This is a genomic window from Virgibacillus ihumii (assembly GCF_902726655.1).
GTDB lineage: Bacteria > Bacillota > Bacilli > Bacillales > Amphibacillaceae > Lentibacillus > Lentibacillus ihumii.
Map to the genome: position 1 here is coordinate 439,407 of NZ_CACVAN010000001.1, position 14,186 is coordinate 453,592.

Here is a 14,186-nt window from a genome sequence, read left to right on the forward strand (position 1 = left end):
ACCAGTGAAAAGCAACTTAAAAATGAAACAGTTTTGAAGAGATTAGTAATAAACAAAACCGGGAAAAGATTAAGAGCATATGGTACAGATTATTTCATATTTTGGGAAGGCTAGAAATGAAAATCAAAACAGGTATTCAGAAAGGAAGAGGTGAACTATTTTGAAACACGTTTTGGAAAGTGTTGAGAGTCAGTTCGAAATGTTCCAGGTTCTTGATGAAAATGGAAAAATAGTTAATAAAGATGCGGTGCCGGATCTTTCAGATGATGATTTGAAAGAGCTCATGCGGAGGATGGTTTATACCAGAGTGCTTGATCAGCGTTCCATTGCCTTGAATCGTCAAGGGCGTTTAGGTTTTTATGCACCAACTGCCGGACAGGAAGCTTCACAGTTAGCCAGTCATTACGCATTGGAGAAAGAAGATTTTCTGCTGCCGGCTTATCGCGACGTGCCACAACTTATTTGGCATGGACTTCCATTGTATCAAGCGTTCCTTTTTTCCAGAGGACACTTTCATGGTAATCAATCTCCGGAAGGCGTAAACGGATTTAGTCCGCAAATTATTATCGGTGCACAATATACGCAGACTGCAGGCATTGCGCTTGGAATGAAAAAGCGTGGTAAAAAATCGGTAGCAGTAACATACACAGGTGACGGTGGTACTTCCCAAGGTGATTTCTATGAAGGGATTAACTTTGCAGGTGCGTATGGAGCGCCAGCAATTTTCTTTGTTCAAAACAACCAATTTGCAATCTCTGTTCCAGTTGAGCAACAGACTGCTGCGAAAACGCTTGTCCAGAAATCAGTTGCTGCAGGTATTGAAGGAATCCAAGTTGATGGTATGGATCCGCTGGCCGTTTATGTGGCTACAAAAGATGCCAGAGAACGCGCGGTTAAAGGGGAAGGTCCAACTCTAATCGAAACAGTAACATACCGCTATGGACCTCATACTATGGCCGGTGATGATCCGACCCGTTACCGTACAGATGATTTGGATAATGAGTGGGAGAAGAAGGATCCATTGGTACGTTTCCGAAAGTATCTGGAAGGAAAAGATTTATGGTCGGAAGAGGAAGAAAATAAAGTAATTGATGAAGCAAAAGATGAAATTAAGAAAGCTATTAAAAAAGCTGATGAATATCCAAAACAAAAAGTAACGGATCTGATTGAAAATATGCATGAAGAACTTCCGCGTAATTTGAAAGAACAAATGGAAGAATATAAAGAGAAGGAGTCGAACTAAATCATGGCACAAAAAACAATGATTCAAGCAATCACTGATGCAATGCACAATGAACTGAAAAATGATGAAAATGTGCTTGTATTCGGGGAAGATGTTGGCCAAAATGGTGGTGTTTTCCGTGCAACGGAAGGGTTGCAAAAAGAATTTGGCGAAGAACGTGTGTTTGACACACCCCTTGCTGAATCTGGAATTGGCGGGATGTCCATCGGTTTGGCAGCGCAAGGATTCCGTCCGGTGCCTGAAATTCAGTTTTTCGGCTTTATTTATGAAACAATGGATGCAGTTAACGGACAAATGGCGCGTATGCGTTACCGCAGCGGCGGAACATATCCGATGCCAATCACAATCCGTTCGCCATTTGGCGGCGGTGTTCACACACCAGAACTTCACGCTGATTCACTAGAAGGATTGATTGCACAACAGCCTGGCATTCGGGTAGTGATCCCTACAACGCCATATGATGCTAAGGGATTGTTGATTTCTTCGATACGCAACAATGATCCTGTATTGTTTTTGGAACATATGAAGTTGTATCGCTCATTCCGTGGCGAAGTGCCTGATGACGAATATACAGTGGATTTGGATAAGGCTGATGTAAAGCGGGAAGGTGACGATATAACGATTGTTGCGTATGGTGCGATGGTCCATGCTGCATTAAAGGCAGCTGATGAATTGGAAAAAGATGATATCAGTGTGGAAGTAATCGATTTGCGTACCGTGTCACCAATCGATGTCGATACAATTGTCGAGTCTGTTAAAAAGACAAATCGCATGGTTATGGTACAGGAAGCACAGCGTCAGGCTGGTGTAGGTTCTCATGTTATCTCAGAGATTCAGGAACGTGCAATTCTGCATCTGGAAGCACCAATTTTAAGGGTGTCAGCGCCTGATACAGTATACGCATTTTCTCAGGCTGAAGAAATTTGGCTGCCGAATCATGAAGACATTATCGAACGAGTGAAAGAGTCAATTAACTTTTAATTAAAAGATGGGAGGCAGTATGAATGGCTTATAATTTTAAGCTACCTGATATCGGTGAAGGTATCCATGAAGGTGAAATCGTTAAATGGTTTGTAAAGCAAGGCGATGAAGTCAAGGAAGATGACGTCCTTTGTGAAGTGCAAAACGATAAAGCCGTTGTGGAAATTCCATCGCCGGTTGATGGTACAGTAGAAAAAGTTCATGTTGATGAAGGAACAGTCGCTGTTGTTGGTGACACGATTATCACGTTTGATGCAGAAGGCTATGAGTCAGATGATGACGAAGAAGCGGATTCTGCGGAAGCGGAAGAAGACAAGCAGGAAGACAAAGAAGAAGATAAAAAGCAGGGATCAAAAGCTGATGACAAAGATTCCGATAAAACTGATGAGAAAGTAGATCAAAAAGAATCAGCTGACAAAGATAAAAACGATTCCTCTGATGATAAACGGGTAATAGCAATGCCGTCAGTCCGCAAATACGCGCGTGAGAATGAAGTGGATATCAAGAACGTGCAGGGCTCAGGTAAAAACGGACGGATTTTAAAAGAAGATGTTGACAGCTACTTAAGCGGTGACCAACCGGCTGAAACGGAAGAAAAAGCCGAAGAAGCGGAATCCAAACCAGCTGGAGAGGCTGCTGCGCCAAAAGGAGAGTATCCTGAAACACGCGAGAAAATGACTGGAATACGCAAGACAATTGCCAAAGCGATGGTAAATTCCAAAACTAAAGCTCCACATGTTACCCTGATGGACGAGGTCGATGTTACTGAACTCGTAGCACATCGCAAGAAGTTTAAGCAGGTTGCAGCTGAACAGGAAATTAAGCTGACATATCTACCGTATGTTGCCAAAGCGCTTGTGTCTGCGTCGAAAAAATACCCGATTTTGAATGCCGCTGTGGATGATGATTCAGATGAGATTATTTACAAGCATTATTACAATATCGGAATTGCGGCAGATACAGACAAAGGTTTGCTTGTACCGGTCGTAAAAGATGCTGACCGAAAGTCGATTTTTGCGATTTCCGGGGAAATTAATGAGTTGGCAGAAAAAGCCCGTAGTGGTAAACTTACATCTGAAGAGATGAAAGGTGCATCCAACACAATTACCAATATTGGTTCGGCCGGCGGTCAATGGTTTACACCGGTATTGAATTATCCGGAAGCTGTTATTCTGGGAATCGGTCGAATTGCTGAAAAACCAATCGTCCGTGACGGTGAAATCGTAATTGCACCAGTACTTGCAGTTTCACTTAGCTTTGATCATCGCATTGTTGATGGTGCAACAGCACAATTGGCACTGAATCAGATCAAGCGGTTATTGAACGATCCACAACTTATTATGATGGAGGCGTAGATTATGGTAGTAGGAGATTTTCCAATTGAACTTGACACACTGGTTGTGGGTGCCGGACCAGGCGGCTATGTAGCTGCCATCCGCGCTGCCCAAACCGGCCAAAAGGTGACAATAGTTGATAAAGGGAATCTTGGCGGGGTTTGCCTGAATGTTGGCTGTATCCCATCCAAAGCCCTGATTCAGGCAGGTCACCTGACTGATCATGCCCACGGTAATGAAGAACTGGGAATTAAAACGGAGAATGTATCTGTTGATTTTTCCAAAGTGCAGGAATGGAAAGGCAAAGTAGTCAATAAATTAACTTCCGGTGTTGAAAGTTTGCTAAAAGGCAATAAAGTCGACATTGTAAAAGGGGAAGTATATTTTGTTGATAAGAACACAGTTAAAGTGATGGATGAGAAACAATCGCAGACGTATACATTCAACAACTGTATTATTGCAACCGGTTCGACCCCGATTGAAATTCCTAGCTTTAAATTTTCTGATCGTGTACTTGACTCAACCGGTGCATTGAATCTTGACGAAATTCCGGAAAAAATGGTCGTCATCGGCGGCGGTTATATTGGAACCGAGCTGGGAACAGCATATGCGAACTTCGGAACGGAAGTAACTGTTTTGGAAGGTACAAAAGAAATTCTTGGCGGATTCGAAAAATCGATGAAGCAGGTTGTTAAGAAGCGTCTCAAGAAAAAAGGTGTTAATGTTATTACGGAAGCAATGGCACAAGGAGTTGAAGAATCAAAAGATGGTGTCAAAGTAAAATACGAAGCCAATGGAAAAGAAGAAACTGTTGAGGCTGACTATGTACTTGTAACTGTCGGACGTCGTCCTAACACCGAAGAACTTGGTCTTGAACAAGTTGGAATCGAAGTGGATGATAAAGGACTTATTAAAATTGATAAGCAATGCCGCACAAATGTAGATAACATTTATGCGATTGGTGATATTGTGGAAGGCCCTCCACTCGCACATAAAGCATCATATGAAGGTAAAATTGCAGCAGAGGTAATCGGCGGGGAAAAATCACAAATTGATTATCTGGGTATTCCTGCCGTTGTATTCTCTGATCCGGAGCTTGCAACTGTCGGGTATACTGAAAAAGGCGCAAAAGATGCTGGTTATGAAGTGAAAGCATCCAAGTTCCCATTTGCAGCTAATGGCCGTGCATTGTCACTTAATGACACGGATGGCTTCATGAAGCTGATTACAAGAAAAGAAGACGGTCTTGTAATTGGTGCTCAAGTTGCCGGTCCTAATGCCAGTGACGTAATCGCTGAAGTCGGCCTTGCAATTGAAGCAGGTATGACAGCAGAAGATATCGCACTTACCATTCATGCACATCCAAGCTTGGGTGAGACCGTAATGGAAGCTGCTGATGTTGCATTGGGCATGCCGATTCATACAATGTAAATAAAGTAAAAAAAGAACTGTCTCTCAAATTGGGACAGTTCTTTTTTACTTTTAAGTAAGTAGTACGTTTGATATGGCTTGTTAAGCTTTTATGCAACTGGGACGTATAGGTGGAACTTTCGCTTAAGGAAAGCATATTTACCGCTATTCCTGGTAGACTGTGTGAGTCTTCTATCTCACATAAAAAAGTTTCTCTTAAACGCTGCTAAAAAAACGGATCCGGATAAAATTACCGGACCCGTTTTTTTAATTCTTTTTGCGTTTCATTTCCATTTCTTTAGCTTCTTGCCTAAATGCTTTCATCAGTGAGACTACAATCAGCAGCATTATAACCGCGAACGGAAGAGCTGCAATGATGGAAGCAGTTTGTAATGCCTGAAGACCGCCCTGCCATAATAGTACAGTGGCAGCAGCAGATTGTATAATACCCCAGACAAATTTCACCTGGTTTGGCGGATAAAGACTTCCACCGGTTGTTTGCATTCCCAGTACGAACGTTGCCGAGTCTGCAGAAGTGATGAAGAATGTACTGATGAGTAGGATAGCAATCAGAGACATAGCAGTTCCAAGTGGAAATTGCTCCAATACTGCGAACAATGCTGCTTCTGTTCCGATTTCATTTACATACTGCATAATATTGACATCTTGGAAATGCTCCAGGTTTATGGCAGATCCGCCAAATACAGAGAACCAGATTGCACCGAATATGGTAGGTACAAGCAGAACTCCGGAAACGAATTCCCGAATTGTACGTCCCCGTGAAACACGGGCAATAAATGTACCAACAAATGGGGCCCATGCAATCCACCAAGCCCAATAGAAAATGGTCCAATCTTTAATCCATGTATTCTCCGGATTAAATGGCGTCATACGAAAACTCATACTTGGAAGGTTTTGAATATAACTTCCAAACGTTGTTGTAAATAAATTCATAATGAAATTAGTCGGTCCGGCAATCAGCAGAAACAACATTAATGATATTGCCAGGATAATATTTGCATTACTTAAATATTTAATACCTCTATTTAAACCGGTCATAGCTGAAATCATATAGAGAACTGTAACGATTGCAATAATGATTAACTGCACAGTGAATGTGTTAGGCACTCCAAGCGCAAAAGAGAACCCCCCGCTGATTTGAATGGCACCGAATCCGAGTGATGTTGCAACACCGAAAATAGTTGCAAATACAACAATAAAGTCGACCACTGTTCCCCAGGCACCTTTTATCCGATCGCCAAATAGCGGTTCAAGTATGGAACTGACAAGTCCTTGTGACTGTCTCCTGAATTTGAAATAGGCCAAAGCCAAAGCAAGTGTTGCATAGACTGCCCATGGATGTAATCCCCAGTGGAAAAAACTGAACTGCATTGCTGTTTTAGCAGCTTCTCCTGTACCTGGGTCACCATATGGAGGTGTGTAATAATGGCTGAGAGGTTCTGCAGCACCCCAAAACACAAGTCCAATCCCCATACCGGCACTAAACAGCATCGCGAACCATGTTATATAGGAATACTCTGGTCTTTCTCCAGGTTTACCAAGCCTAATTTTACCGTACTTGGAAAAGATAAGATAGATAGAGAACACGACAAAGGTAGTGGCACTGAGTAAATAAAACCAACCAAATTTGTTTACGATAAATGCTTGAATAATCGATGTAACATTATTCAAATTGGCATTCGGCAGCACGCTTTTTGGGATTATACCCCAAATGACGAAAAGTATTGCTACGATAGCCGAAATCCAAAATACTCTTGTAACTTTCTGCATTATTCCATTCCTTTCTATGTAGTTTATTGTAGGGTTGTCTAAAAGAACACATTGTTGTATTTAAACATATGAGGCTAAATTCTTCAACAAAAATATGCTGTCCTTATCTTTACCGATTACGGTGATTCCATTCCTGCAGATTCTTTAATATATAACCTATTCCTGGATATAATAAACAATTTATTTTTGATCTATAGCCTGGCTTATCCTCAATACGATATAATGGTGAAAACAATTGAAAATAGCAAGGAGGGAATTTCCGATGAAGAAAACTGTATGGTTTTTAATGGTGTTATTGTTTTTGACAACAGCTTGCAGTAACACAGGGACAGCTGATGAAGAAAATGATGCTGATCAACCAGTCGAGCAAGAGCTGTCAAATGAGCAAGAAGAAGAAAAAAACAATGATTTTGAAAAGGACAAAAATAATAAGCAAGAAAAAGAGATGAATCAAGCTAAGCAGACAAGTGACGAGGTGCCAAAACCAACATATAAAATAGATGAAGATACATCGTCTGTCATACCATTACAAAAAAATGTCGATGAAAAAGTGGTTTTACTCACCATTGACGATGCGCCGGATAGATACGCACTAAAAATGGCCAAGACACTTAAGGAAATGAACGCGGGAGCTATCTTTTTCGTAAATGGTCATTTTTTGAACACTGATAAGGAAAAGAAAGTCCTTCGCAAAATCCATTCCATGGGATTTGCAATTGGAAATCATACATATAGTCATGCTTTTCTTCCGGATTTGTCCAAAGCAGAACAAAAGGAAGAAATCATTCGCTTAAACAATCTTATAGAAAAAATTATCGGTGAGAAGCCGAAGTTTTTCCGAGCACCGCATGGTGAAAACACGAATTATTCCAGGAAAGTAGCAGCTGATGAAGGAATGATCGTGATGAATTGGACATATGGCTACGACTATTTTAAGCCGTACATGGATGCCGAAAAATTAACTAAGGCGATGGTTACCGGTAAGGGGCCGGCAGTTGATGTTCCATACAGTTTGCTGAAACCGGGTGCCAATTTGTTGATGCACGATCGAAAATGGACGGCCAAGGCGCTGCCAGCCATTGTTAAAGGGCTCAGGGATAAAGGATATGAAATGGTCGAGCCTGAACAGATTAAAACCATACAGTAATTGTGGAGGCTGGGACAAAAGTATTTTATCAAAAGAAAATACGAATTAACTTAATTGAGGAATTTAGCCGCTCCGGAAATATACTTCGCTTTCCGCGGGCGGCTGTTGAGCCTCTTCGTGCTACGCACTCAGAGTCTCATCTAGGCCTTTCCTCCCGCAGGAGTCTACGCATATTTCTCCGCTAAAATAGAGTATTGTTCGTTTTTTCTTATACATATATTTGTTTTGTCTCAGCCCCTTTTTCATAGAAAGAATTTAAGTTTTCTGTTCTTCAATGAACAAAAACATAATAACTTTAATATGTTATACTAATTAAGGGTTGATTCTTTTATTGTGTCATATTATAATCATCTTACAATGTTATAATGAATTTTTTGAAAAAGGAGGTGTGCCATATGGGTACGATTGTTTGTCAGGATTGTCAGCAGGTAATTGAGCATTTTGATGATGAAAAAGTTACTACTCTTTATGGAACATGTCCGACTTGCGATGAAAATTAACGCGAAATAGAGAAACTGCATGGCGTCCATGCAGTTTTTTTGTGCGCGATTTTAGTTAAATTCTAAAGGTAGTTTTTTAAGTAGACTGCATGGTAAGATGAGAAAAAAGGAGATGCTTATATGAACTGGAATACAAAGGTTACGGAATTATTCAATATTGATTATCCGATCATCCAAGGGGGGCTTGCTTATCTGGCTTATGCGGATTTGGCTGCTGCAGTGTCCAATGCGGGCGGGCTGGGGCAAATAACAGCAATGAGTCTTTCCACACCGGATGAATTACGGGAAGAAATCAGAAAAGTACGGACAATGACCGGCAAGCCATTTGGTGTAAACTTTGCAATTGGTCAGCATGGCAGAGCCTATGAACACATGGTTGAAGTTGCTATCGAAGAAAAAGTTTCTGCCATTTCCGTTACTGGTGGAAATCCAAAAGGTGTTCTTGATATGGTGAAAGGCCATCCCATCAAAAAATTGGTGCTGACTGCTGCACGAAGACAGGCGGAAAAAGCGGAAGAACTGGGTGCCGATGCTGTTATGGTAGTTGGACAGGAAGGCGGTGGTCATCTTGGACGAGGTGATATTGGAACGTTTGTACTGACACCGCAAGTGGTGGATTCAGTATCCATTCCGGTAATTGTGTCAGGCGGAATAGCTGATGGAAGGGGGATGCTTGCTGCACTAACACTTGGAGCGGAAGGAATTGAAATGGGAACAAGGTTTATTGCAACAAAGGAATGTGTTCATGCACACCAGTCATATAAACAGGCAATATTGGATGCAGACGAAAATGCGACCGTAGTCATTAAGCGCTCTCTCGGTACACCTGCACGAGCATTAAAAAATGCCTGGACGGACAAGATATTAGATATTGAGGAATCACATGGGGATTATGATTCATTAAAAGCATACATAAGCGGTCAAGCCAATAAGCGGTATATTTACGATGGGGATGCTGATGAAGGATTCGGCTGGGCAGGACAGAGTACAGCGAGAATTAATAATGTCCCGACAGTCAATGAATTAATAACTTCGATGGTTGAAGAAGCTGAATCGGTCGCCAGACGATGGTCAGAGTGAGGTGGTGAAAAAGTGAGTTATCATTATCCGTTTGACGAGTCTTGGAGTAAACAGGAAATTATTGATGTGGTTCAGTTTTTCAACTTGATTGAAAATGCCTATGAAAAGCAGGTGAGACGGGACGATGTATTGGCTGCATATAACAGGTTTAAGTCGATTGTCCCTGCAAAGAGTGAAGAAAAAACATACTTCGCAACGTTTGAAAAGGCGTCCGGCTATAAATGCTATCCAGTTGTGAAACAAGCTCGAAATACTGAGGGAAAGTTTATAAAGATGAAGTAAGAAAGAGGCTGGGACAAAAGGTGATTTATCACAAAGAAAAAACGAATTAAAAGGTGGACTCAACCGCTCCGGAAATATACTTCGCTTTCCGCGGGCGGCTGTTGAGCCTCTTCGTGCTACGCACTTCAGAGTCTCACCTAGGCCTGTCCTCCCGCAGGAGTCTACGTATATTTCCTCCGCTAAAATAGAGTATCGTTCGTCTTTTCTTATACACATACTTGTTTTGTCCCAGCCTCTTTGTCATCTTATTGATTAATTTCCTTTACTCCATAGAAATTCTATAGAGTGGCGCAAGTTTTTGGAATGTTTCTTCTGCCTCGTTAATAAATGCTTTTCCGGATTTCAATACAGGGTCAGTTGGAGTGATATGTTTTCCAATCAGGAATTCAGCTTTTTTTACATTTTTAAAACGGGTGAGTGCTTTCTCCAAATCAATATCAGATAAAGCCGTTGCATCTTTTTTCATATGATCCTGCGAAATAACAAAATCACCTGGGATGGTTTCTTTTATATCATCTATATGTTCCAGGAATGTCTCTGCAAAATGCTGCTTGTCCGGCAGTTCATAAATGTAGGCAAGCCACATAAACAAGTGGTCATCAAATAACCCAATTTGAAAATGCGGATGTTTTTTGTAGCCGCGCTTATTATGACAGAATGCCATCCAGGTGTCATTTGGCGGGTTCACCGTTCTTCTGGCATGCTGGGCTATATGAACGTACATATCATGACCTGTCATGTCTTCAAGATTGTCCGACAGTTTTTCACCGATTGCTTTGAATTTTGGCTGAATGCGTTCCTGAATTGCTTCCATTCGGCTATCTAAGCCATTAATCTGAAACGCGTTAAAGTCGTTTTTTGAAAATCCTCTGAAACCCATTTTGTTACATCCTTTCCATGCTGTCTTATTACAAATTATAATTATTATTATTAGCTAAGTGGCACTAACAGTCAAGTGTTACCGTTTTTGATGTTTAAAATATTGCAAAAAAGGGGATTGTAATATAAGCAATTGATAATGGGTGAACCTTTTACATTGAAGTATCATATATATAATAAAAGCCATCTGAAAGGGTGTGGGTGTATTGAAATATGTAATGGAAGCATTGCGTAAAAAAGAAGCGCAGGAAAAATTGCCCGTTATTCGAATGGAAATAGATTATGAACTGGTAACATTGCATGATGCACTGCAGGCACATGATCAGGTTGAAATTATAAAATCTAAAGAGCGTTTGAAAAAATTGCACCAACAGCTTTTGGAAGCGGAAACTGAATAAATGGTTCAATGACCCCATGTTACATATGTTCATGTGTTAATGAACAGGCTGGGGTCATTTAATTGCGGCACGATTTCGTGAATTATACCCTCTAATCTGGTATGATTTAAAATAGACAGGCAACACAATGGGGGATAATATATGGAATTGGAAACACGCAATACATTATACAATCAAGCTAAAGAATGGGTTATGGAAGCTGGATCGATTATAAGAGATCAAATTGGTGCTCCTCTTGAAATTAACACGAAATCAAACCCGAACGACCTTGTAACAACGATGGATAAGAATACAGAATATTTTTTTGTCAGCCGTATAAAACGTGCCTTTCCGGATCATCTGATTATCAGTGAGGAAGGATACGGTGATGATTTAAAGAATTTAAAAGGAACGGTTTGGATTATTGATCCGATAGATGGAACGATGAATTTCGTCCACCAGAAAAGAAATTTTGCTATCTCCGTAGGTATTTATCATGATGGAATTGGTGAAATTGGCCTTGTTTATAATGTGATGGATGATATTTTGTACAGTGCCAAGCGAGGGGAGGGGGCGTATAAAAATGACTTTAATTTGCCAATGCTTCCTGCTGACAGGAAAATAACTGAATCTATCATCGGAATGAACCATTATTGGTTATGTGAAAACAGGCTGGTTGATGAAAAAGTAATGGAGCATTTCGTCAGGACGATTCGAGGCACACGTCTTTATGGATCTGCCGCATTGGAGTTCGCTTATGTAGCGGAAGGAATTATTGACGGGTATATCTCCATGAGTCTGGCCCCTTGGGACATTGCTGCCGGGTGCGTAATTGTCAATGAAGTGGGGGGCATTTCGACAAATGCATGGGGTGAAGATATTAATTTTCTCGGCAAAAATACAATCGTTGCATGTAATCCCGCGATCCAGCGACGGATTATTGATGATTATTTGCAAAAAGGGAGAAAGTGACACCGATGTATCGGGTCACTTTCTTTTGCGTTTGAGTGATAGTCCAAATCCCATAAAACCGAAGCCTAATAAGATAAATAAAAGTACGAACCAGATGTTGCGAAAGGCAATCGCAATTCCGACTAAAACAAACATAAGAATTACTAAAGTTGCCAATAACAGCATCGGTATGTTGATATTTTTCAATGATGACACCTCTTCAATCGTAAGCAGTAATATTCTATTCACTTAAGAATATCACAAAATCGACTTTTTTTTAACTAGCATGCAAGAGCAAGATTTAGTATGATAGTAGAGGAGTTTTAATGAAAGCAGGTAATGGAGGATCTAAATGAATACAAATTTCAGTCCGCTTTTTGACTTTGTTGTTGAACATTTTCATGGTCATGAGTTAGCTATATTTTATTTTGCAAATTTAATTTTTGCAGCAATTGCCTATAAACTGGGGTTTGCCCGTCAATTGCCATTATTAAAATCTGTTCTGGTATACATATTGCTTGCGTTTGGATCAATTATTATTACTTTTTTCAGTGTGGTGGGATATCCGATTACCGAGAGTCTGATTATCATGTCTCTAATTCTGGGCATTTACCGGTTTCGTTTGCATAAGGAGCGGAAAAGGAAATATGAAACAAAAGAAAAGATCTAAAAAAAGCTCCCTGATACGGGAGCTTTTTTTAGATTAGACTGTCGCTTTTCTTTTTTTCTTCATATAAGTGAAATTTACCAGTTGCATGTCGTTGTTTTGTTTTTACACTGATTCGTTGATCACACTCACGGCACAAATACATATGAATTCTGCGATTCCTTAACCGTTTTGCCTTTAACGACTGACTATCTATATCTTGAATAGTATCACATAGAACACATTTCACCTTCATTTTTACTCACCTCAAAAAATTAGGCTTCTTTTTTAACTATAACATGACTTGTCTTTGCATAAAAGAAAAGGTTTTACAAGAAAATAGGATGGGAATAGGTAGACCAGATAGCAAAATACAGGAAAGGTGATTTGATGAGAAAAAGGTATATTGCATCGGCAGTAGGAGCAATTGGTGCTGGAGTTGCAGGATATTTACTGAAGAATGAAGAAAACCGAAACAAATTAAAAGGTAAGGTAGATGCTGTAAAGGATAAGCTGATGGACAATCAGGAGGATTCGACATTAGATGAGGCCGGGAAACCGGACCAGCTGGAATCCGACGTGCCGTCACAAGAGGAAAATTCCAAAATGGTGTCAGAAGGGTCACAATTCGGTGTGCAATATTACAATGAAGCAAAGGAAGAGAAGAAAGATTTAAAGTAAAAAAAGGTGCTTTCTGACTGATTTCAGAAAGCACCTTTTTTAATGGATTTTGCAAGGAGAAATTATATATCCACGTTTTCGGTGAGGATATCCACGAAAATGAAGTCAATATCCACGGTTTGGGGTGAGATATCCACGAAAATAGCTGTAATATCCACGATTTCTTCCATGCATGGCATGAATCCGAAAGAATGAAGACATCCTAGTTTTCAATCATTCCTGATTATACTGGTTTGACTGGTTCTCTTCCGCCTTATCCAGCTGTTTTTCTTTTTCCTTTGGTGTAATTTTCTTATTTTGATCCGGTTCATCCGGTCTGTTTTCATTTATCTGAAAATCCGGCATATATCTTCCTACGATTGCCGACAGTTCATCAACTACGCCTTGAACAGGGTATCCCTGACTGATTTTATCCCCCATATTCCGCAACCGCTGCACGACATCACCATCGGCAACTACAACTGCAGTTTTACCGTATGGATCCTCTCTCAAAGCTTCGAGTACTGAATATTTGATTGAACCTACCCGGGACCGGTCAAGATCCTTATCTACGTCAATGCCGACAACAGCATAGGAACCGGCAACCACTGAAGCTGCATCATTTACCTGCGGCACTTCACTTGCTACATTTGACAGATGTGCAGCTATCTCACTGTTGCTCAAATTTTGTTTCTCCATCGGATCTGAATCATCTATTTGTTCAATGCGATTGTTGTTATTTGCATCCTCTGACGGCAATGATTGTTCTTCCTGGTTTTGCTGACAACCGGTTACTAACATGATGGATGCAATAGACAGTATCCCTAGACGTAACAGCATATTTGCTCCTCCTTTAAAATTGTGACGGAATTACTGTCTTCATAGTTTGCATGGAATTATTTAAA

General features: G+C 40.5%; 17 protein-coding genes. 12 read left to right on the top strand and 5 right to left on the bottom strand.

All coding sequences use genetic code 11. From position 1 onward, the window contains the following. Window positions 1-160: 160 nt before the first annotated feature. Genes pdhA through lpdA form a run of 4 tightly spaced genes read left to right on the top strand, consistent with a single transcriptional unit; the run spans window position 161 to window position 4,989 of the window. Entirely contained in the window at window positions 161-1,243 is a 1,083-nt protein-coding gene (gene pdhA, locus HUX68_RS02155; RefSeq protein ID WP_281355670.1) for a pyruvate dehydrogenase (acetyl-transferring) E1 component subunit alpha, read from the top strand. Between the two features lie 3 nt (window positions 1,244-1,246). Then, window positions 1,247-2,224 (top strand): alpha-ketoacid dehydrogenase subunit beta, encoded by a 978-nt coding sequence (locus HUX68_RS02160; RefSeq protein ID WP_174613110.1) that lies wholly within the window; start codon window positions 1,247-1,249, stop codon window positions 2,222-2,224. Window positions 2,225-2,247: 23 nt separating this feature from the next. Continuing rightward, entirely contained in the window at window positions 2,248-3,579 is a 1,332-nt protein-coding gene (locus HUX68_RS02165; protein ID WP_174613111.1) for a dihydrolipoamide acetyltransferase family protein, read from the top strand. Window positions 3,580-3,582: 3 nt separating this feature from the next. Continuing rightward, window positions 3,583-4,989: a dihydrolipoyl dehydrogenase gene (gene lpdA, locus HUX68_RS02170; protein ID WP_174613112.1), complete on the top strand. Its 1,407-nt coding sequence runs from the start codon at window positions 3,583-3,585 to the stop codon at window positions 4,987-4,989. A 246-nt stretch (window positions 4,990-5,235) separates the two neighbouring features. On the opposite strand, the gene HUX68_RS02175 is transcribed toward lpdA, so the two are convergent. Then, the gene (locus HUX68_RS02175; protein WP_174613113.1) at window positions 5,236-6,759 is read right to left on the bottom strand and encodes a glycine betaine uptake BCCT transporter; all 1,524 of its coding nucleotides are present in this window, start codon (window positions 6,757-6,759) and stop codon (window positions 5,236-5,238) included. A 262-nt stretch (window positions 6,760-7,021) separates the two neighbouring features. On the opposite strand from HUX68_RS02175, the gene HUX68_RS02180 reads away from it, so the two are divergent. The 4 genes from HUX68_RS02180 to HUX68_RS02195 all read left to right on the top strand — a co-directional run bounded on the left by HUX68_RS02180 (window position 7,022) and on the right by HUX68_RS02195 (window position 9,768). Next, window positions 7,022-7,906 carry a polysaccharide deacetylase family protein gene (locus HUX68_RS02180; RefSeq protein ID WP_174613114.1) on the top strand — a complete coding sequence of 295 codons (885 nt, stop codon included), beginning with the start codon at window positions 7,022-7,024 and terminating at the stop codon, window positions 7,904-7,906. Window positions 7,907-8,301: 395 nt separating this feature from the next. After that, entirely contained in the window at window positions 8,302-8,406 is a 105-nt protein-coding gene (locus HUX68_RS02185; protein ID WP_174613115.1) for a GapA-binding peptide SR1P, read from the top strand. Window positions 8,407-8,526: 120 nt separating this feature from the next. After that, a complete protein-coding gene (locus tag HUX68_RS02190; RefSeq protein ID WP_174613116.1) occupies window positions 8,527-9,486 on the top strand; it encodes an NAD(P)H-dependent flavin oxidoreductase in 960 nt (319 codons plus the stop codon). Between the two features lie 12 nt (window positions 9,487-9,498). Then, window positions 9,499-9,768 (top strand): UPF0223 family protein, encoded by a 270-nt coding sequence (locus HUX68_RS02195; protein ID WP_174613117.1) that lies wholly within the window; start codon window positions 9,499-9,501, stop codon window positions 9,766-9,768. A 262-nt stretch (window positions 9,769-10,030) separates the two neighbouring features. Here HUX68_RS02195 and HUX68_RS02200 read toward each other — a convergent pair whose 3' ends face one another. Continuing rightward, window positions 10,031-10,648 carry a YktB family protein gene (locus HUX68_RS02200; RefSeq protein ID WP_174613118.1) on the bottom strand — a complete coding sequence of 206 codons (618 nt, stop codon included), beginning with the start codon at window positions 10,646-10,648 and terminating at the stop codon, window positions 10,031-10,033. Between the two features lie 205 nt (window positions 10,649-10,853). On the opposite strand from HUX68_RS02200, the gene HUX68_RS02205 reads away from it, so the two are divergent. Together HUX68_RS02205 and HUX68_RS02210 are read left to right on the top strand one after the other, a co-directional pair. After that, window positions 10,854-11,045 carry a hypothetical protein gene (locus HUX68_RS02205; RefSeq protein WP_174613119.1) on the top strand — a complete coding sequence of 64 codons (192 nt, stop codon included), beginning with the start codon at window positions 10,854-10,856 and terminating at the stop codon, window positions 11,043-11,045. A 141-nt stretch (window positions 11,046-11,186) separates the two neighbouring features. Continuing rightward, entirely contained in the window at window positions 11,187-11,996 is an 810-nt protein-coding gene (locus HUX68_RS02210; protein ID WP_174613120.1) for an inositol monophosphatase family protein, read from the top strand. A 15-nt stretch (window positions 11,997-12,011) separates the two neighbouring features. On the opposite strand, the gene HUX68_RS02215 is transcribed toward HUX68_RS02210, so the two are convergent. Continuing rightward, entirely contained in the window at window positions 12,012-12,224 is a 213-nt protein-coding gene (locus tag HUX68_RS02215) for a DUF5325 family protein (protein ID WP_281355671.1), read from the bottom strand. A 103-nt stretch (window positions 12,225-12,327) separates the two neighbouring features. Here HUX68_RS02215 and HUX68_RS02220 point away from each other — a divergent pair, with 103 nt between their 5' ends. Beyond that, the gene (locus HUX68_RS02220; RefSeq protein WP_174613121.1) at window positions 12,328-12,645 is read left to right on the top strand and encodes a YlaH-like family protein; all 318 of its coding nucleotides are present in this window, start codon (window positions 12,328-12,330) and stop codon (window positions 12,643-12,645) included. Window positions 12,646-12,673: 28 nt separating this feature from the next. On the opposite strand, the gene HUX68_RS02225 is transcribed toward HUX68_RS02220, so the two are convergent. Next, window positions 12,674-12,877 (bottom strand): YlaI family protein, encoded by a 204-nt coding sequence (locus HUX68_RS02225; RefSeq protein WP_174613122.1) that lies wholly within the window; start codon window positions 12,875-12,877, stop codon window positions 12,674-12,676. 134 nt (window positions 12,878-13,011) lie between these two features. On the opposite strand from HUX68_RS02225, the gene HUX68_RS02230 reads away from it, so the two are divergent. After that, the gene (locus tag HUX68_RS02230) at window positions 13,012-13,302 is read left to right on the top strand and encodes a hypothetical protein (RefSeq protein WP_174613123.1); all 291 of its coding nucleotides are present in this window, start codon (window positions 13,012-13,014) and stop codon (window positions 13,300-13,302) included. 213 nt (window positions 13,303-13,515) lie between these two features. Here HUX68_RS02230 and HUX68_RS02235 read toward each other — a convergent pair whose 3' ends face one another. Further along, window positions 13,516-14,121, bottom strand: coding sequence for a YhcN/YlaJ family sporulation lipoprotein (locus tag HUX68_RS02235; RefSeq protein WP_174613124.1), 606 nt, complete (start codon window positions 14,119-14,121; stop codon window positions 13,516-13,518). Between the last annotated feature and the right edge of the window lie 65 nt (window positions 14,122-14,186).